We start from the raw sequence: 18277 nt of genomic DNA on the forward strand, positions 1-18277 counted from the left end.
AAATGAAATGAAGACAACGATGAGTCTGGTTTTAGTGCTGCCACTGGCGTTAAGTTTCACGGCCTTTGGCGGGGAGTTTAGCGGGAAAGTGATTAAGTTGGGCGTAGATCCGACCTATCCACCGCTGGAATATAAAACCCCGCAGGGTGTGCTGACCGGTTTCGGCGTCGATATCGCGCAGGCGATGTGCGATCAAATGCAGGCCAAATGCGTCTGGGTCGAAAGCAGTTGGGACGGGATGATCCCGGGCCTGCTGGCGAAAAAGTTCGATGCCATAGCCTCGTCGATGACCATCACGCCGCAACGGCAGACGCAGATTGCGTTTTCAAACAAGGTTTCCAACGCCCCGGCGCGCCTGGTGGCCCGCAAAGGCAGCGTTCTGCAACCCACGGCGGCTTCGCTGAAAGGAAAATCGATTGGCGTGCAACAGGGTTCCAGCCAGGAAACTTACGCCATCGCCCTGTGGCGCCCGGCCGGCGTCAACGTGGTGTCCTATCAGAGCCAGCAGGAAGCTAATGAAGATCTGATCAATGGCCGTTTGGATGCTTCGCTGTTGGCCAGCGTCAGCGCCGGCGAGTTCTTCCATACTCCGGCGGGAAAAGACTTTTCGTTTGTCGGTGCCGAACTCAGCGACAGCAAGTATTTCGGCATCGGCGACGGCATTGGGCTGCGCAAAGAGGATACCGCACTGCGCGAGGCGTTCAATTCGGCGCTGAAAACCATCATTGCCAACGGCACTTACAAGAAAGTGAACGATAAATATTTTGATTTTGACGCCTACGGAACGGGCCAATAACGCGCAAAAATGGCGCAGGGTGCCGGGTTCGGCGCGATAACAGAGACTGACGGGGAAACTAAAAGGGCCAGGCGAATGCCTGGCCCGATAAAACCTGTTACTTCACTTCGCCCATAGCCTTCAGCTTTTTGGACAAATCACGGCGCTCTTTAGACAGATCGGCATTTTTGATGATGTAGTCATCAACGCGATCTTCATAGTCGCTGCGCATGTTGGCGATGATGCCCTGAACGTCTTCAATGCTCATGCCTGGCTTGATGTACTCACTCAGGTTGTCGAGCAGCAGCACACGCTTCTGGTTGTCACGAACTTTCTTCTCGTTGTCGATAATTTCGCGCTGCAGCTTATTTTTACGGCGGAACATACGCACAAACTCCAGAACGTCCTGGAAACTCGGCTTATTTGCATTATCCATCTTCATACCCTTGCTTTAGTAATACACAGATTCATTTGCTTACGGCCACAATGACACCAAGATACAGGTTTGTGGCGGTCCGGCACAACTCTCATTGCCTTATCTTACCCACTTTAGCGGCCTGACAAAAACCCGAAGCGCCCGCTTCATGATCTGACCCCCTATTCATGCCCGGCGACAGTACACACCTTGAGCAGATCGCCCAGTTCTTCCAACTGCTGCGTCAGCTCCATGCTCAGCCATACATAGCCGTAGATAGGCGCCTCGCCGTGCTGGCCGATGCTGATCTCCTGCATCAGGGTTTTCAGTTCAGCGGCAATTTCGCTTAATTGCCCCACCGCCGCCTGCTGATGCTCCTGCGGCCCGTTGTGCATCATTTCCGCCAGCGACTCGAGCGAACGCAGCGTCAACAGTTGCGCGCTGCGCAGCGTTTTGGCGTTCAGCATAATAAAATGGGTTTCGCGCGAGGCCCAGTAAGCATCCGCCAGCAACTCAAGCGTACACACCAGATTGCGGCTCAGCGTTTGCACCGCTTCAAATACCGTTGTGGGGATGCGGGTTTCTTTGCTGCTGGGGGCGATCAGGCCACGCAGCCTGACCACCTGGTTCAGCAGATCTTTCAACTGCGGTTCCAGCCGTGGCCGCTCAATCATGTTGGGCGAGAGATAAGCGCCGTAGATTTTGCCGGCATTCTGCAGGCAATCCGCCAGCTGCATTCGCCACAGGATATAAGCGCGCTGCGGGTAAATGCTGCTGAACAGCAGCGCCAAAAGCGAACCAAAAATCACGTCGCCGCTACGCCACAGCGCGGTATGCATATCACCGGCGCCCGCGCCACAGACTACCGCCAACGTGATCCCCACCAGCAAGGCCATATAAGGCCGTTTGCCGAGCGTCAGATAACCGCAGAAAAACATCACCACCCCACACCACGCCAGCATTAGCGGCAGCGAGTAGAGTTCAAGATACAGGGCAATCAGGCCGGAGGCTGCGCCAAATACCGTGCCTGCGATGCGCTGCAACGCCCGCTGCAACACATTGCCCCAAAACGAAATCGGCCCCATCACCACCACCAGGGTGATGAGCGGCCAGGTACCTTCCGGCACCTCCAGCAGGCGGATCAGCAGGAAGGTCAGGATAAATGCCAGCCCGATGCGCAAACCATGTACAACGCGGTAATGCCGGTAGGTCAGCCGTTCAAAAGACGATATTTTTCTGTCGAGGCGCACAATGCATCCCGTTACCGATGACGAGGAAGAAACTTAGTTTAGCGGAGGAAAGCAGGTGGAGAAAAGGCGGATGAGGCGTCCCTCACCCGCAAAACCTTAAGCGGCATATTTATCCACCAGCGCACGCAGAATGGCGGCGGTTTCCACATCCATTACGCCGTCGTACCGCTGCTGGCGGAAATGCAGCTGGAAGGCGCGCACCAGTTGGCGATAGCCTTCGGCGTTGGTCGCTGCTGAGGTGTCGTAACCGTATTTGGCGAACAGCGCCAGCAGTTCTCGCTGCGCGGGAACGCCCTGGCAGTGATACTCACGCTGGTGCTGCCGTTTAACCGCTTCGTCATACCAGGCGCCAACGCCGGCCTGATACAGCTGATGCCACGGGAATTGCGGGCCGGGATCGCTCTTGCGGCCCGGCGCTATGTCCGAATGCGCCACCACGTTGATCGGCGTGATATCCGGATAGCGCTGCAGAATATTTTGCGCCAGCTGCGTTACCGCCGCGATCTGCTGTGGGTTAAACGGCGGGAAAGTAATGTCTTCGCCATCGCCGCTCGCCAGATTCACGATCTCGATGCCAATCGCCGTATCGTTGAGATTATTGCGGTTACCCCATTTGCTTACCCCGGCATGCCAGGCCCGTTCATCTTCATCTACCAGATTGAAAATGCGCACGCCGCTAAAGCCGGCCGCCTGATAGGTTTGATCTTCCGGATCCGGCACCAGGTAATGGGCGCTGACCGATTTACCGGTCAGCGATTGCACCGAATCGGCAAAATTCTGCGCCGTATAATGCAACACCAGAAAACGCACGCGGTGGCCAAAACCGGCCACCGAACGGTAGCTATTGTAATCAATACTGAACATCGTAGATTCCTTCTTCTCTGTTGGTCTTCATTATCAAATTATCGCCATGTAGGGGACAAACATATTCGCCCAATCAATGCGGGCGCTGCATGCTGCACCTCTACACTCTTTGCGTGGACGCCGTCCACTCTTTTAGATTTAGCTAATTGCTAAATTAAACGCAAGTGATTTTTAGCAAAAACGATATTTACCTTTTTGCTAAAGAGTGCAATCATCCGATGATGGAAACCAAAGAAATAAGACGCAATAATTTGCGCGACCTGATGGCCCGCTACGCCCGGAAAGGCGTTAACCAGAATGAGTTTGCGATACTGGTTGAATCCTCCGCGCCAACGCTCAGCCAAATCACCGGTGAAAAGTCCTCCCGCAACCTGGGCGACAACCTCGCCAGGCGGATCGAAGCCAAACTGAACCTGCCCAAGGGCTGGTTTGACGTTTTCCATGAAAAACAGCTGGTGCGTCCTTTCGATAACGTGGCGGCAGAGTCGGATTTTCAACCTGCCCGTCTGAAACCGGTGGTGTGGGAAGATACCGAACAAGACAAGGAAGAGTTTGTGGAAATTCCCCTGCTGGATATCGATTTCTCAGCCGGTGATGGTTGCTATGAAATCGTCGACCGTGAAGAGTTCTCGCTGATCTTCCGCCGCTATTATCTGCACAAGATGGGGGTGGCGGTGAATGCCGCGCGGATCATCCGCATTTCCGGCTCCAGCATGGAGCCACGCCTGCAGGACGGCGACGTAGTGGGCATCAACACGGATGACACCCGCATTCGCGAAGGTAAAACCTACGCTATCCGCCACGGTAACCTGTTGCGGGTGAAGGTCTTGATCGAGCAGCCTGACGGCGGCGTGACCATTCGTTCCCTGAACCGGGAAGAATACCAGGATGAGCACCTGAGTTATACGCAACGCAAAGACCAACTGGTGGTGCTGGGCCGCGTTTTCTGGTCGTCTTCATCCTGGTAAGGGCAAAAATATCCCTGTGGATTTCAGCGGGCAGCCAGGCGAGTAACTCGCCCTGGCATTATTTGAAATCCACCACCATTTGCTGCTGAATGGACAAACCCCGGGTCGACTGTACGCAGTTGCCGATGTAATCGGTAAAACGCGGCGGTTTAGGCATACCCAGTTTGAGGATTTTGTCATTGCTGAAACGAACGTTGAGCATGGCAAAGGATCCGTACAAACGCATCGCCTTCAACATTAGCCGCTCGTTGCATGGCCCGAAAATATCTTTCAGTTGCCTGCGCATCTTCACCAGAACGTCGTAATTGACCTGGGCGTAGGCATCGCCGACCGGCGCTTTCTCCAGCGCAACGGCCATAGCGCGATCGATATCCGCAAAACTGACGCTGCACTCTTCACCGGCAGAGATGTGATAAACGTCATTATCCAGCGTTTCTCTGTTCAGCAGCATCACCATCGCATCGGCACAGTAATCCACCGGGATCACATCAATATTGTCCTGCAACGAACACATAAATTGGCGCAACATCAGCGCCATGCTGAACACCCAAAAAATACTGCTGGAAGGTTGGCAGCCAAGACGGGTATGCCCCACCACAATCGAAGGACGGGCGATCACCAGCGGCAGTTGCGGGCAGCGTTGACGCATCAACTGTTCAATGGTGGATTTGGAGCGAGTATATTCCACCAGATGTTCGGCGGTGTCTTCAAACTCCGCGCTTTCCGCCACCAGTGAACCCGGCTCCGGCGCACATGACATTGCGGTGCCCACATGCAGAAAACGTTTTAATCCTTCCACCTGCGCCATTCTCTCGGCAAAGGCCAGCGTTCCTTCAACGTTAACCTTCCAGATAAGCGGATTATTACCAAACGAGGCTACTGCAGCACAATTGATAACGTGCGTTACTTTATTAATGCGGATGTCCGATAAAAAATCTTCAGGCTCACTTAAATCACCCAACAATATATTTTCTATCGTAATTTTAGAAAATAAACCGGCATCAACATTGAACTTTTCCATATTCATCCGAATACGGTCCAATCCCTGCTGCGCATTTTCGGCCCGCACGAGAAAAAGATAGTTAGCCTCCTGATTTTCATTCAGTAACTTTTCAAGAACCGCACCACCAAGAAAGCCGGTAGCGCCGGTCAATAGCAGCGTTTTCATAATATGTACCCACATTGGCATTGAATGTTGCTGATTGTATGCGGAGATAATTAAACAAATATTAAATGGAACTCAGTGGTGCTTACTTATCTTTTCTTAATATTATCTTAAGGAATATCCTGAAACATCGTTGCGGTATTTGGTAACACATTCAATGAAAAACAGGCATATTAAACACCGCCGTTTATCGACCATTGATACAGGCTCTGATTTAATTTACCGGTCAATGTCATTCTCTTTTATCGTCAGGAGTTTCTATGAGCTATAACCAAAAAATCTGGTTGGGCGTTCTGGTCCTGTGCAGCGTTTTCTGGCTGGTGGTGATCGGCAGTATTTTTTCAGTCAATCAACTCTTCGAACGCCACCACCAGCAAAGTCTGGAGGCGTTCACGGCGCAAGCCTCTCATCGCTATCATGCCAATGCGGCGTCTGATCACAGCCTTCAGGCACGTTCGCCGGCCTTGTGAGGCCCCCCTGAATGGGGTAGGGACAAGCGCAGCTAAGGATCCTATGATGCCCTTGGGTTCACAGGGAGAAGAATATGGGTCGAAAGCTGGATAGCTTACCGCAGGCGGAACGTGAAAAAATTGAAGCCGATTTACTCGCACTTAGCGTCATATATAACGAGCGTTATGGCATTGCTTCCAACGCAATCAGCGCCGAAGAGCAGGTCCCCGAACACTTACGCCCCTACTTTCATCAACGCCTGAACTACTACCGCAATGCGTAATCCTTCGCATTTGGGCGATTAACGGTAACGACCGCTTGGCATCGTGCATCCCGCCGTTACAATAGGGGCATATTCCCTACGCCAAGTGAGAGATGCGATTTTGAGCAGCAAGGCACCGGCCACATTCTACATTCACGACTACGAGACCTTCGGCAAAAGCCCATCGATGGACCGCCCGGCGCAATTTGCCGGCGTGCGTACCGATATGGATTTCAATATCATCGAAGAGCCGTTGGTCATCTACTGCAAACCGGCCGACGACTACCTGCCCGATCCTGAAGCGGTGATGATCACCGGCATCACGCCACAGTTGGCGCTGGCCAAAGGGATTAACGAGGCCGACTTCGCGCGCCAAATCCACCAGGCATTCAGCGTGCCGGGCACCTGTATTCTGGGTTACAACAATATCCGCTTCGATGACGAAGTCAGTCGTAATATTTTCTATCGCAGCTTCTATGATCCCTATGCCTACAGTTGGCAAAACGGCAACTCTCGTTGGGATTTGCTTGACGTGATGCGGGCCTGCTATGCGCTGCGTCCGGAAGGTATCCTTTGGCCGGAGAACGAGGACGGGTTCCCCAGCTTCCGTCTGGAGCATCTGACTCGCGCCAACGGCGTCGAGCACGAGCATGCCCATGACGCCATGTCGGACGTTTACGCCACCATCGCCATGGCCAAGCTGGTGAAGCAGGCGCAACCGCGGCTGTTTGACTTCCTGCTGCAACACCGTAACAAGCATAAACTGAACGCCTTGATCGATATCGCTGAAATGACGCCGCTGGTGCACGTTTCCGGTATGTTCGGCGCCGCGCGCGGCAACACCAGTTGGGTATCGCCGCTGGCCTGGCACCCGGACAACAAGAACGCGGTGATTATGTGCGATTTGGCCGGCGATATGACCCCGCTGCTGACGCTGAGCGCCGACGAACTGCGTGAACGCTTGTATACCCGCCGTGAGGATCTGGCGGCCGGGCAATCCCCGGTGCCGCTCAAGCTGGTGCATATCAATAAATGCCCGGTGCTGGCACCCGCCAAGACGCTGCTGCCGGAAAACGCCGAACGGTTGGGTATTGACCGCCAGGCCTGCCTGCAAAATTTGCAACTGCTGCGCCAAAACCCGCAAGTCCGCGAAAAAGTGGTAGCGTTGTTCGCCGATGCGGAGCCTTTCAAAGCCGTCGACGACGTGGACGCCAGGCTGTACGACGGTTTCTTCAGCGATGCCGACAAGGCGGCGATGAAGATCATCCAGCAAACCAAACCGCAGAACCTGCCGGCACTGGATCTGACCTTCAGCGATGGGCGCATGAAAGAGCTGCTGTTCCGCTTCCGTGCCCGCAACTATCCGAATACGCTGGATGACGCCGAGCAGCGCCGCTGGTTGCAGCATCGCCAGGAAATGCTGAGCGCCGAGCGGGTGCAGAGCTACGTGCTGCAACTGGAGTCGCTGTATAACCTGCACGAGGGCGATAAAGAAAAGACCGCGCTGCTGAAAGCGCTGTTTGAATACGGCAAAGAGTTGGTGGGCTAATAAAAACAACAAAGGGCGCAATGCGCCCTTTTTAATGATGTCCGATTAAGGTTTATGCCACGTCTTCACTGGCCTGCGGCACCGGCAGACGGAAGCTGCGGGTCACGAAAGCCAGATAAATCAGACCAATCGCCGCCCATACCAACCCCAGCGTCATGGAGCTGGCTTCCAGATTGAGCCACAACGCACCCACGGTCAGCGCGCCCAACATCGGCAGAATCAGGTAGTTGAAGGTGTCTTTTACGGTACGGTTCAGCTTGTCGCGGATATAGAACTGCGAAATCACCGACAGGTTCACAAAGGTGAACGCCACCAGCGCGCCGAAGTTAATCAGCGCCGTCGCCGTCACCAGATCAAATGACACCGCAGACAGCGCAATTACGCCGACCAGCAGCACGTTCAGCGCCGGGGTACGCCATTTCGGGTGTACATAACCGAAGAAACGCTCCGGGAATACGCCGTCGCGGCCCATCACATACATCAGGCGTGAAACACCGGCGTGCGATGCCATGCCGGAAGCCAGTACGGTTACGCAGGAGAACACCAGGATCACCGACTGGAAGAATTTGCCGGCCACATACAGCATGATTTCCGGCTGTGACGCGTCAGGATCCTTGAAACGCGAGATGTCCGGGAAATACAGCTGCACGAAGTAAGACACCACAATGAAGATGATGCCGCCGATCAACGCCGTCAGGAAGATGGCTTTCGGGATCACTTTCTCTGCGTCTTTGGTTTCTTCAGACAGCGAACTGATGCCGTCAAACCCGAGGAACGAGAAGCACAGAATGGTCGCACCGGTAATCATCGGCACCACGTGCGCATTCTCGGACCAGAACGGACGGCTGCTGATCAGCGTGCCTGCGCCTTCGCCGTGGGAAATACCGTTCACCACCAGGCAAAGAAACACGATCATGATCGCCACCTGCACTACCACGATGATGGAGTTCAGGTTCGCTACCAGCTTAATGCCGCGCAGGTTGAAAAGGGTCATCAGCGCGACCAACGCCGCCACGAAAATCCATGAAGGCACGCCCGGGAAGATGGCCTCCAGGTAAATTTTGGCCAGCAGGATGTTGATCATCGGCATGAACAGGTAGTCCAGCAACGATGACCAACCCACCATAAAGCCGACGTGCGGGCTGATGGCTTTTTGAGCATAGGTATAGGCAGAACCGGCAGACGGGAATTTCCGCACCAGTTTGCCGTAGCTCAATGCGGTAAACAGGACCGCCAGCAGAGCAAAGGCGTACGCAGTGGCGACGTGACCATCGGTCAGGCCGGATACGATGCCGAAGGTATCGAAGATGGTCATTGGCTGCAGGTAAGCCAGCCCCATCATCACTACCGGAACTAAAGTCAGGGTTTTACGCAGTTGCGCGCGTTGGGCTGGAGCAGCGCTGATGATGTTATCGGACATGACGCAGCCCCCCCTTACCTTCTGCCTTGCGGAGCGTAGACACGCCAAGACTTAAGGTTGCGGGGAAACTTCGCAACATGCGACTGAATTCAAAAAGAAGGGGATTGGAAGCTGGATAACGGGTCAAGGTGGCCTTGACTGCTCCATAATCGCTGCGACCGCAGCGGAAACCGGCGGGTACCGGCGCTAAAGTGAAAAATTGCCCCATCTTTCTTATCCTCATGAGTCACGACCATAAAGTTTTGTTTGATCGCGCACGAAACTATTTATCTATCCGGATCGGTGTCCGGCCTCGCTTGGTGTATGAAACGCACAGTTGTTAGAACACAAATGCAAAAAAAATAACCGACGCTTTAAAACGTCGGCTATCTGCATTAAGGATATTTTGCACCAGAAAGCAGCCGGATGACAAGATCCCGCAACCTTCTTAAACAAATTCTTTTGGCGATCGTGCGGAAAACCCGCCTGCAAGGCGAATTATTCCGCTATTAATCCGCCTATCGCCAGAAGATTAACATTCGGTTTACCCAGCCTCAGGCGTTTTTCAACATCCAGTCAATCTCGGTTTCCGTCACCAGCCGCTCAAACTGCATCAGCTCATCCATCTTGCAGGCATGATAAACCTGCGCAAAGCGCTCGCCCAGATACTGGGTCAGCTCATGTTGGTGTTCAAACTCATACAACGCATCGCTTTGGCGGATCGGGAACGGCAGCCCTTCCTGCTCCAGCCCGTTGCCGGTCACCGGCTCAGGCAGCGGCAGTTCGTTGTCCAGCCCATACAAAATCCCGGCCAGGATCGCCGCCACCACCAGATAGGGATTGGCATCGGCGCCGGCGACGCGGTATTCCACCCGGTGATTCTCCGGCTCGCTGCAGGGGATGCGCAGCGCGACGGTGCGGTTATTGTGGCCCCAGGAGGCCTGGGTCGGCACATACATCCCCGGTTGGAAACGGCGGAAGGCGTTAATGTTCGGTGCCAGCAGCGCCATGGAGGCCGGCATTAAGGTGATCATGCCGGCCAGTGCGCGGTGCAACAGCGGCGAGTCTTCGCCATCCGCATCCGTGAACAGGTTCTTGCCGTCGCTATCCAGCATGCTGATATGCACGTGCATGCCGCTACCGGCGTATTCCTCATAGGGTTTCGCCATAAAGGTCGCGTGCAGATGATGGTTTTCCGCCACCAGCCGCACCAGGCGTTTCAGCGACAACGCGTGATCGCAGGCCAGCAGCACGTTATCGGTATGGTTCAGGTTCACCTCGAACTGGCCGGGCGACGCCTCCGCCACCGCGCCGTCCGCCGGTAACCCCTGCATCTGCGCCAGGGTGTCGATATCGTTCAGCACCTCGGCAAAATGGTTCAGGTTATCCAGCGAGTAAACCTGGCTTTGCATGTTTCGCTCCTGGGTGCCGGGCGAACAAGGGGGCTGCAAATAGCCTTCAGAGTCTCGCTGTCGATCAATGAGATAGAACTCCAACTCTACCGCTACCACCGGGAACATGCCGCGCTGGCGCAACGCCTGCCACACTCGATTCAGGACATTACGGGGTTCAACGTCAAAGGGAGTACCATCTTCATCCAGCATGGTCAGCAATACCTGACCGATATTGTCCGGGTCCGCCGCCGACGGAGTCAGCGATCCGGCTACCGGCATGCACACGCGATCCGGCTCGCCCAGCTCCTGGCCCAGGCCTGCCTCTTCCACCACATTGCCCAAAATATCCATAGCAAATACCGAGGCGGGGAAGTAACAGCCTTTTTCCAATTTTTTCAGTCCGGAGACGGGAATACGTTTACCGCGGAAGGAACCATTCAGGTCTGTGAGAAGAATATCGATATACTGCGTTGAGGGGTGGCGTTCCAGATAGTGAGCAACCTCACGTTGGAACGCGCTACTTCGCCTCTCTTCATTATGCTGTGCAAAATTTTCAACTGCTGCGATATTGGTTTGCATACATCACCCGCCATTATGCTCTAAGGACGCTTGCGCATCCGTCTGCCGATCGGTTCAACACATGGTCTGATTTCTCTGTAGAATGCGCCCTGACTGGCGCTCAAAATAACATCCATAATATGAAACATAGCCTTAACACAAATGGTTTGCAAATGTTACAATCCCGTTTGATTATTCGCCACCGGCTGCTAAATTGATAAAATATTGACCGAAAAGGCGTTAGCTGCCTTTTAACATACAGAATTTCGTCCGCCAGAACGGGGGAGACGATGGGCAATATATTTTCCAAAGCCACCTTAACTACCGATATCATGCTGTGCCGATATCCCCCAGACAGGCACCCGACTCTGCCGTTCATTTCTGCCTGTCGCCCCTACCAGAAGGAAGTACCGCTATGAGCGAAGTCAGCTTGGCGCCGGGTAAGCGCCTGTCACAGATCCGTCTGCAATTGGGTTTGTCGCAGCGCCGGGTCGCCGAACTGTCCGGGTTAACCCACAGCGCAATCAGCACCATCGAACAGGACAAGGTCAGTCCGGCCATCAGTACGCTGCAAAAGCTGCTGAAGGTGTATGGGCTGTCGCTGTCCGCCTTTTTTGCCGAACCGGAAGCCACCAATGAGCCCAAAGTGGTGATCGAGGCGGACGATCTGATCGAAATCGGCAGTCAGGGCGTGTCGATGAAGCTGGTGCACAACGGTAATCCGGCGCGCAATCTGGCAATGATGCTGGAAACCTATCAACCCGGCACCACCACCGGCGAGAAGATCAAACATCAGGGCGAGGAGATCGGCACTCTGCTGGAAGGCGAAATAATGCTGACCATCAATGGCCAGACTTACTGCCTGACCGCCGGTCAGAGTTATGCCATCAACACCGGCATTCCCCACAGTTTTAGCAATACGTCGGCGCGCGTTTGCCGAATCGTCAGCGCGCATACGCCCACCACCTTCTGACCGATTCTGGCGGAGAAGTTATGAAGGAGAAGTCATGACGGAACACGTTGCCAGCTATTATGCCGACACCGCCAATCCGTTCGCGCCCTATCCGGCGCTGAACGAAGATATCCGCTGCGACGTCTGCATCGTTGGCGGCGGTTTTACCGGCCTGTCGTCGGCGTTGCATCTGGTTGAGGCCGGTTTTGATGTGGTGCTGCTGGAGGCCGCTCGCGTCGGTTGGGGTGCCAGCGGCCGCAACGGCGGTCAGGTGGTCAACTCTTACAGTCGCGATATCGATGTGATCGAGGCGCGTTACGGCGCCGATACCGCAGCCATGCTTGGCGGCATGATGTTCGAAGGCGCAGAGATTATCCGCAACCGCATCGAACAATACGCCATCGCCTGCGACTACCGCCCCGGGGGTATCTTCGCCGCGCTGAACCCTAAACAACTGCGTACGCTGGAGCACCAGCAGGCCAACTGGCGGCGCTATGGCAATACACGGCTGGAACTGCTGGACCAAGAGGCCATCCGGCGCGAGATAGCCAGCGATCGTTACGTGGGCGGTTTGTTGGACCCTAACGGCGGCCACCTGCACCCGCTCAATCTGGCATTGGGCGAAGCCGACGCGATACGCCGTCACGGCGGGCGATTGTACGAACAGTCGGCGGCCACGCGCATTGATTACCGCCAACCGGCCAAGGTGCACACGGCACAGGGTTCGGTTACCGCCGGTTTTGTGATTATTGCCGGTAATGCCTATCTGGGCGACAAACTGGAGCCGCGCCTCAGCCGCCTGAGCATGCCGTGCGGCTCGCAAATTCTCACCACCGAACCGCTGTCAAAAGACATGGCGCTGTCGTTGCTGCCCAATAATTTTTGCGTCGAAGACTGCAATTACCTGCTGGATTACTTTCGCCTGACCGCCGATAACCGGCTGCTGTACGGCGGGGGCGTGGTTTACGGCGCGCGCGATCCGGCCGATATCGATCCCTTGATCCTGCCCAAGCTATTAAAAACCTTTCCGCAATTGAAACAGGTGCGTATCGATTACCGCTGGAGCGGCAATTTCCTGCTGACGCTGTCGCGCATGCCGCAGTTCGGCCGGCTGGAGAATAACGTCTATTACATGCAGGGCGACAGCGGCCATGGCGTCACCTGCACCCACCTGGCGGGCAAGCTGATTGCCGAAGTGCTGCGCGGCGATGCCGAACGTTTTGACGCCTTCGCCCGGCTGCCGCACCTGCCCTTTTTCGGCGGACGTCAATTCCGCGTTCCCTTCACCGCCCTTGGCGCGGCGTACTATGCGCTGCGGGACCGTTTGGGATTCTAGCGCGTCTCTCCAGGAATTTTTTCGTCTCAGTTATGCCATTTAGTTTGTTGCCAAAATCGCAATCTGTGTTACAAAAGAAGACCTTTAGCCATCTAAACACCTAAACGTCTTTTAATCACACTATGCCAACCGCAACGCCCTCACGCCTCGAGATGCGCAATATCTCGATCGCCTTTGCCGGATTCAATGCGCTGCAAAACGTCGACTTCACCCTGCAGGGTGGCTCCACGCATGCGCTGGTCGGTGCCAACGGCGCGGGAAAATCAACGCTGATGGCGATCCTCTCCGGCGCGCATGGAAATTACCGCGGCGAGATCTTTATCGACGGCCAAAAAGTCGATATTCATTCGCCGCTGCAGGCCCGCCGACACGGCATCCACGTGGTGCAGCAAGAGGTGGACGTGGCGTTGATCCCCACGCTGTCGGTGGCGGAAAACATCATGCTGGACTGGCTGAACGAGCCGGGCCATCTGCTCAACTGGGCGCAGATGTACCGCCAGGCCGCGCAACTGCTTCAGCAACTGGATTTATCCCTCAACCTGCGCCAGCGCCTGGCAGAATGCACGCTGGCGGAAAAACAACAGGTGCTGCTGGCACGCGCGCTGTCGCATCGCTGCCGCTTCCTGGTACTCGATGAACCCACCGCCCCGCTCGATCGCGCGGAAAGCGAGCGCCTGTTCCGCGTCGTTCGCCGCTTGCAGTCCGAAGGCATCGGCATTGTGTTTATCTCTCATCGCATTCACGAATTGAGTGAAATTTGCGATCGATTGACAGTGCTGCGCGATGGCCGCCACGTCAGCGAAGATGCCATGCAAGGGCTGGCCGGCGAGCAGATTGTCGAGAAAATGCTTGGCCACCGGCTGGACGACATCTTCCCGCCGCCGCGGCCACCGCACGGCTCACGCCCGCTGCTGCAGGTGGAGGGCCTGCACGATCGTCACAAGTTGCGTGACGTCTCCCTGCGGCTGCATCAGGGGGAAATTTTGGGTATCGCCGGGCTGGCCGGCGCGGGCAAAACCGAACTGTGCAAGGCGCTGTTCGGGGCCTCACCGGCCCAGGTGGAACGCGGCGAACTGCACGGCAAGCCCTGGGCACCGCGCGCACCGCATCTGTCCGTTGAACAGGGGTTGGCGCTGGTGCCGGAAGAACGCCGCAAAGAAGGCATATTTATTGACGAAGCCATCCCGATGAATCTGAGCGTCAGCGCCGACGACAGTTTCTCGCGCTGGAGCCTGTTCAGCCGCCGACAAGAGCTGCGCTGGGCGCGCGATATCATGCAGCGTCTGAACATTCGCGCCTCCGGCCCGCAGCAGCGGCTAAAAAGGCTTTCCGGCGGCAACCAGCAAAAGGTGGCCATCGGCAAATGGCTGCGCGGCGATGCCGACGTGCTGATTTTCGATGAACCGACCAAGGGCGTGGATATCAAGGCCAAACAGGAGCTGTTCACTCTGATCGACGGCCTGGCGCGCGACGGCAAAGGCATTATCTACGCCTCCGGCGAGTTCTCCGAGCTGCTCGGCCTGTGCGATCGCATCTGCGTCCTGTGGGACGGGCGGGTAGTGGCGGAGCTGAACGCCGCCGATATTGATGAAGAAACATTATTATTGTATTCCACCGGAGGAACCCCAGCGTGAGTAAAGAATTATCCCTGCCCAATGCACAGCCCTGGCGTCATCAGCTGTTTGAGTTTCTCTACAAATGGGGAATGTTACTCACCGTTGTCGCGCTGATCGCCCTGTTCGGGCTGGCGTCGGACAACTTCCTCGATCCCAACAATATCATCAACATTCTGCGCTCCATCGCCATCGTTACGGTGATCGCCATCGGGGTGTCTATCTCGCTGTCGGTGGGGGGTTTCGATCTTTCCGTCGGCTCCACCGCCTCACTGGCTAACGCGCTGGTGGTGTCGTTGTTCGTTTGGTACGGCTTCGGTACCACCGGCGCGATTGTGCTGACGCTGCTGATTTGTACGCTGGTTGGCCTGTTCAACGCCTTCCTGATTGTGGTGCTGAAGATCCCTGACATGCTGGCAACGCTGGCCAGCCTGTTTGTGATCCAGGGCGTTGCCATGACCTACAGCTACGGCGGGTCGATCACCCAAAATATGCTGTTGCCGAATGGCGACATGGCCGAAGGGCTCATCCCGGACATTTTCTCCGCACTGGGCCAGGTGCCGGTGATTGTGCTGATTATGCTGGCGGTCACTATTGTGGTGCAATTGTTCCTGTCGCTGACCAAACACGGCCGCCGTATGTACGCCATCGGCGGCAACCCGGAGGCGGCACGCCTTTCGGGGATCCGCACGGTACGTTACAAGGTCGCCGCGTATGTGATTTCCTCGCTGCTGGCCTCGCTTGGCGGCATATTGCTGGCGTCACGTATCGGCTCTTCGCAGGTTAACGCCGGAGGCGGTTATCTGATGGATGCCGTCGCCGCCGCCTACATCGGTTTCTCTCTGGCCGGCTCCGGCAAACCCAACGCGCTCGGCACGCTGGTCGGCGCGGTGATCCTCGGCGTATTGCAAAACGGGCTGGTGATGCTTTCAGTCCCCTACTATGCGATGGACATTATCAAAGGGCTGGTACTGGCTCTGGCGCTGGCCATCACCTACATCCAGAAACGCTGACTTTCCCCGGCGCGCCCTGCCGCGCCGATTTTCCCTTTAATTCATCCGGTTATCCTTCCCTACTCCTTTCTAATTATACAAATGATACGAATTATCATTTGCATTTACATTCGGTTTTAAATCCTTACAATGGCCTGACGAAATACTGACGGAATGATGTCCCCTGCCAAGACAGGGAGCCGTTTCTATCTATTATTCAACCCGTTAAATCGACGCCTTTGTCGAATTACAGCAAACCAGGAAAGGTTGCCCATGGAAAAGCCACGCTATAACAAACTCACCGCTCTGATTATCGCCTCACTCGCCAGCACCGGCGCACTGGCAGCGCCGCAGGATGCCCAGGACACCATGGTGGTTACCGCCTCCGGTTTCCAGCAAAAAATCCAGGATTCAGCCGCCTCTATTTCGGTGATTCCGCGCCAGCAGATTGAAGACAAAGCCTACCGAGACATCACCGACGCCCTGAAAGACGTGCCGGGCGTGGTGGTCACCGGCGGTGCCAGCAGCAGCGATATCAGCATCCGTGGCATGTCCTCCAAATACACCCTGATTCTGGTGGACGGCAAACGCGTGGACACCCGCGGCACCCGCCCGAACAGCGACAACTCAGGTATCGAACAAGGCTGGCTGCCGCCGCTGGAAGCAATTGAACGCATAGAAGTGGTGCGTGGGCCGATGTCTTCGCTGTACGGCTCCGACGCCATGGGCGGCGTAATCAACGTCATCACCCGCAAAACCTCCAGAACCGAGTGGAAAGGCTCGCTGCACGGTGACGCCACCTTCCAGGAACGCAGCGATTCCGGCGATATTTTCCAGACCAACGCCTACGCCTCCGGTCCGTTGATTGAAGGCCTGCTCGGCCTGCGGGTCAATGGTCTGCTGTCGCGCCGCGCCGAGGACCAAATCCTTAACGGCTATAATGAGCAGCGCATGCGTAGCGGCACCGCCGTGTTCAGCCTGACGCCGAACGAGCAGAATGATTTTGATTTCGAAATCGGTCGCTCCTTGCAAGACCGCAACAGCACGCCGGGCAAATCCATGGCGACCGAGAACTGCCGTAACGGCAAGTGCACGCCAAATAGCGCCAGCGATAGCCTCTACACCCGTACCAACTACGCCGTGACCCACAACGGTTATTACGATTTCGGCAATACCACCAGCTACATTCAGCGTGAAGAGACGAATAATCCGGGCCGTGACATGAAGATGTATAACACCATCTTCAATACCCAGACCCAGTTTGACCTCGGTGATCATATGTTAAGCCTGGGGGGCCAGTACCGTTACGAGAAACTGAGCGACCAGGGCAACCAGTTGGATGCGGCCGACGGTTTGAACAAATTGACCCGCTGGAGCTGGGCGCTGTTTGCCGAAGACGAATGGGCGCTGACCAACGACTTCAGCCTGACCAGCGGCATCCGTATGGACCAGGATCAGAACTACGGCAACCACTGGACGCCACGCATGTACGGCGTCTGGCACCTGACAGAGCAGTGGACGTTGAAAGGCGGCGTATCCGCCGGCTACCGCTCGCCGGATCTGCGTCAATCTTCAGCCAACTGGGGGCAAATTACCGGCGGCGGGCGTAGATCGATCATCATCGGTAATCCGGATCTGCAGCCGGAGAAGAGCCTGAGCGAAGAGATCGGCGTGATGTGGGATAACCAGAAGAACCTGAACGCCGGCGTGACCTTGTTCAACACCGATTTCAAAGACAAGATCACCGAAGTGCGCCGCTGCGACAGCGGGAATGGCGATGCGCAATGCATGATTGGCGACACGGCTTATTACTTTATCAGCGATCGCATCAACGTCGATAAAGCCAATATGCGCGGTGTAGAAGCCACTTTCGGCTGGCAGATCGGCAAAGACTGGAAGTGGAACACCAACTACACCTTTACGTCATCCGAACAGAAAAGCGGCGATAATCAGGGCAAACCGCTGAACAAGATGCCGAAACACATGCTCAATACCGTACTGGACTGGCAGGCCACGCATGACGTCAGCCTGTGGTCACGCGTCAACTTCCGCAGCAAGACATCGGAATACCTGAGCCGCACCTCGATGGCCAAGAGCACGCCTTCGTATACCTTTGTCGATGCGGGTCTAAGCTATCAGGCGAATAAGAACCTGATGGTCACCGGCGGGGTTTACAACATTCTCGACAAAACTGTCGATTACGACAATTACAACACCACGCTTGACGGCCGCCGCTACACCGTCGGCATGACATACAACTTCTGATGCCAATAGGGGCGCGCACGCTGCGCGCTCAAAACGCTAAAACAGAAAGGCCCGGTATCTGTATGACACC

The 18277-nt window shown here is 55.7% G+C and carries 16 protein-coding genes; 10 read left to right on the forward strand and 6 right to left on the reverse strand.

Annotation, left to right across the window (positions count from 1 at the left end; genetic code table 11):
* The first annotated feature begins 7 nt into the window (after positions 1-7).
* Positions 8-796 (forward strand): ABC transporter substrate-binding protein, encoded by a 789-nt coding sequence (locus tag D4100_RS11315; RefSeq protein ID WP_119804390.1) that lies wholly within the window; start codon positions 8-10, stop codon positions 794-796.
* A 97-nt stretch (positions 797-893) separates the two neighbouring features.
* Here the strand turns inward: D4100_RS11315 and tmaR are convergent, their stop codons facing one another.
* From tmaR to D4100_RS11330, 3 genes are all read right to left on the reverse strand, one after another.
* Positions 894-1211 (reverse strand): PTS system regulator TmaR, encoded by a 318-nt coding sequence (gene tmaR, locus D4100_RS11320; RefSeq protein ID WP_006318052.1) that lies wholly within the window; start codon positions 1209-1211, stop codon positions 894-896.
* Between the two features lie 161 nt (positions 1212-1372).
* Complete coding sequence (locus D4100_RS11325; RefSeq protein ID WP_006318053.1) at positions 1373-2440, reverse strand: FUSC family protein; 1068 nt, start codon at positions 2438-2440, stop codon at positions 1373-1375.
* Between the two features lie 96 nt (positions 2441-2536).
* Complete coding sequence (locus D4100_RS11330) at positions 2537-3304, reverse strand: N-acetylmuramoyl-L-alanine amidase (RefSeq protein WP_006318054.1); 768 nt, start codon at positions 3302-3304, stop codon at positions 2537-2539.
* A gap of 221 nt (positions 3305-3525) precedes the next feature.
* On the opposite strand from D4100_RS11330, the gene D4100_RS11335 reads away from it, so the two are divergent.
* Complete coding sequence (locus D4100_RS11335) at positions 3526-4272, forward strand: S24 family peptidase (protein ID WP_043912249.1); 747 nt, start codon at positions 3526-3528, stop codon at positions 4270-4272.
* A gap of 58 nt (positions 4273-4330) precedes the next feature.
* Here D4100_RS11335 and D4100_RS11340 read toward each other — a convergent pair whose 3' ends face one another.
* Positions 4331-5440: an SDR family oxidoreductase gene (locus D4100_RS11340; protein WP_119804391.1), complete on the reverse strand. Its 1110-nt coding sequence runs from the start codon at positions 5438-5440 to the stop codon at positions 4331-4333.
* A 257-nt stretch (positions 5441-5697) separates the two neighbouring features.
* Between D4100_RS11340 and D4100_RS11345 the strand changes: the two genes are divergently transcribed.
* From D4100_RS11345 to sbcB, 3 genes are all read left to right on the forward strand, one after another.
* Positions 5698-5907: a hypothetical protein gene (locus tag D4100_RS11345; protein ID WP_006318057.1), complete on the forward strand. Its 210-nt coding sequence runs from the start codon at positions 5698-5700 to the stop codon at positions 5905-5907.
* 74 nt (positions 5908-5981) lie between these two features.
* Positions 5982-6170, forward strand: coding sequence for a DNA polymerase III subunit theta (locus tag D4100_RS11350; RefSeq protein WP_006318058.1), 189 nt, complete (start codon positions 5982-5984; stop codon positions 6168-6170).
* 100 nt (positions 6171-6270) lie between these two features.
* Positions 6271-7698, forward strand: a complete 1428-nt coding sequence (sbcB, locus tag D4100_RS11355; protein ID WP_006318059.1) for an exodeoxyribonuclease I — start codon at positions 6271-6273, stop codon at positions 7696-7698.
* 52 nt (positions 7699-7750) lie between these two features.
* Here sbcB and D4100_RS11360 read toward each other — a convergent pair whose 3' ends face one another.
* Both D4100_RS11360 and D4100_RS11370 read right to left on the reverse strand, forming a co-directional pair.
* Positions 7751-9118, reverse strand: a complete 1368-nt coding sequence (locus tag D4100_RS11360; protein ID WP_006318060.1) for an APC family permease — start codon at positions 9116-9118, stop codon at positions 7751-7753.
* A gap of 533 nt (positions 9119-9651) precedes the next feature.
* Positions 9652-11070 carry a glutamine synthetase family protein gene (locus D4100_RS11370; RefSeq protein ID WP_006318063.1) on the reverse strand — a complete coding sequence of 473 codons (1419 nt, stop codon included), beginning with the start codon at positions 11068-11070 and terminating at the stop codon, positions 9652-9654.
* A 394-nt stretch (positions 11071-11464) separates the two neighbouring features.
* On the opposite strand from D4100_RS11370, the gene puuR reads away from it, so the two are divergent.
* From puuR to D4100_RS11395, 5 genes are all read left to right on the forward strand, one after another.
* Positions 11465-12022, forward strand: a complete 558-nt coding sequence (gene puuR / locus D4100_RS11375; RefSeq protein ID WP_006318064.1) for an HTH-type transcriptional regulator PuuR — start codon at positions 11465-11467, stop codon at positions 12020-12022.
* A 34-nt stretch (positions 12023-12056) separates the two neighbouring features.
* Positions 12057-13337: an NAD(P)/FAD-dependent oxidoreductase gene (locus tag D4100_RS11380; protein ID WP_119804393.1), complete on the forward strand. Its 1281-nt coding sequence runs from the start codon at positions 12057-12059 to the stop codon at positions 13335-13337.
* Between the two features lie 122 nt (positions 13338-13459).
* A complete protein-coding gene (locus D4100_RS11385; protein ID WP_119804394.1) occupies positions 13460-14971 on the forward strand; it encodes a sugar ABC transporter ATP-binding protein in 1512 nt (503 codons plus the stop codon).
* Positions 14968-15963 (forward strand): ABC transporter permease, encoded by a 996-nt coding sequence (locus D4100_RS11390; RefSeq protein WP_004947008.1) that lies wholly within the window; start codon positions 14968-14970, stop codon positions 15961-15963. Before D4100_RS11385 ends, D4100_RS11390 begins: the two co-directional genes overlap by 4 nt.
* Positions 15964-16215: 252 nt before the next feature.
* Positions 16216-18207, forward strand: a complete 1992-nt coding sequence (locus D4100_RS11395; protein WP_119804395.1) for a ligand-gated channel protein — start codon at positions 16216-16218, stop codon at positions 18205-18207.
* The last annotated feature ends 70 nt before the right edge of the window (positions 18208-18277 follow it).

The organism is Serratia inhibens (genome assembly GCF_003591175.1).
Lineage (GTDB): Bacteria > Pseudomonadota > Gammaproteobacteria > Enterobacterales > Enterobacteriaceae > Serratia > Serratia inhibens.

Coding starts and splice junctions, on each gene's coding strand:
- puuR (WP_006318064.1), top strand. CDS start 11,465: ATGAGCGAAGTCAGCTTGGCGCCGGGTAAGCGCCTGTCACAGATCCGT.
- D4100_RS11340 (WP_119804391.1), bottom strand. CDS start 5,440: ATGAAAACGCTGCTATTGACCGGCGCTACCGGCTTTCTTGGTGGTGCG.
- tmaR (WP_006318052.1), bottom strand. CDS start 1,211: ATGGATAATGCAAATAAGCCGAGTTTCCAGGACGTTCTGGAGTTTGTG.
- D4100_RS11335 (WP_043912249.1), top strand. CDS start 3,526: ATGGAAACCAAAGAAATAAGACGCAATAATTTGCGCGACCTGATGGCC.
- D4100_RS11370 (WP_006318063.1), bottom strand. CDS start 11,070: ATGCAAACCAATATCGCAGCAGTTGAAAATTTTGCACAGCATAATGAA.
- D4100_RS11360 (WP_006318060.1), bottom strand. CDS start 9,118: ATGTCCGATAACATCATCAGCGCTGCTCCAGCCCAACGCGCGCAACTG.
- D4100_RS11395 (WP_119804395.1), top strand. CDS start 16,216: ATGGAAAAGCCACGCTATAACAAACTCACCGCTCTGATTATCGCCTCA.
- D4100_RS11380 (WP_119804393.1), top strand. CDS start 12,057: ATGACGGAACACGTTGCCAGCTATTATGCCGACACCGCCAATCCGTTC.
- D4100_RS11330 (WP_006318054.1), bottom strand. CDS start 3,304: ATGTTCAGTATTGATTACAATAGCTACCGTTCGGTGGCCGGTTTTGGC.
- D4100_RS11385 (WP_119804394.1), top strand. CDS start 13,460: ATGCCAACCGCAACGCCCTCACGCCTCGAGATGCGCAATATCTCGATC.
- D4100_RS11350 (WP_006318058.1), top strand. CDS start 5,982: ATGGGTCGAAAGCTGGATAGCTTACCGCAGGCGGAACGTGAAAAAATT.
- D4100_RS11345 (WP_006318057.1), top strand. CDS start 5,698: ATGAGCTATAACCAAAAAATCTGGTTGGGCGTTCTGGTCCTGTGCAGC.
- D4100_RS11315 (WP_119804390.1), top strand. CDS start 8: ATGAAGACAACGATGAGTCTGGTTTTAGTGCTGCCACTGGCGTTAAGT.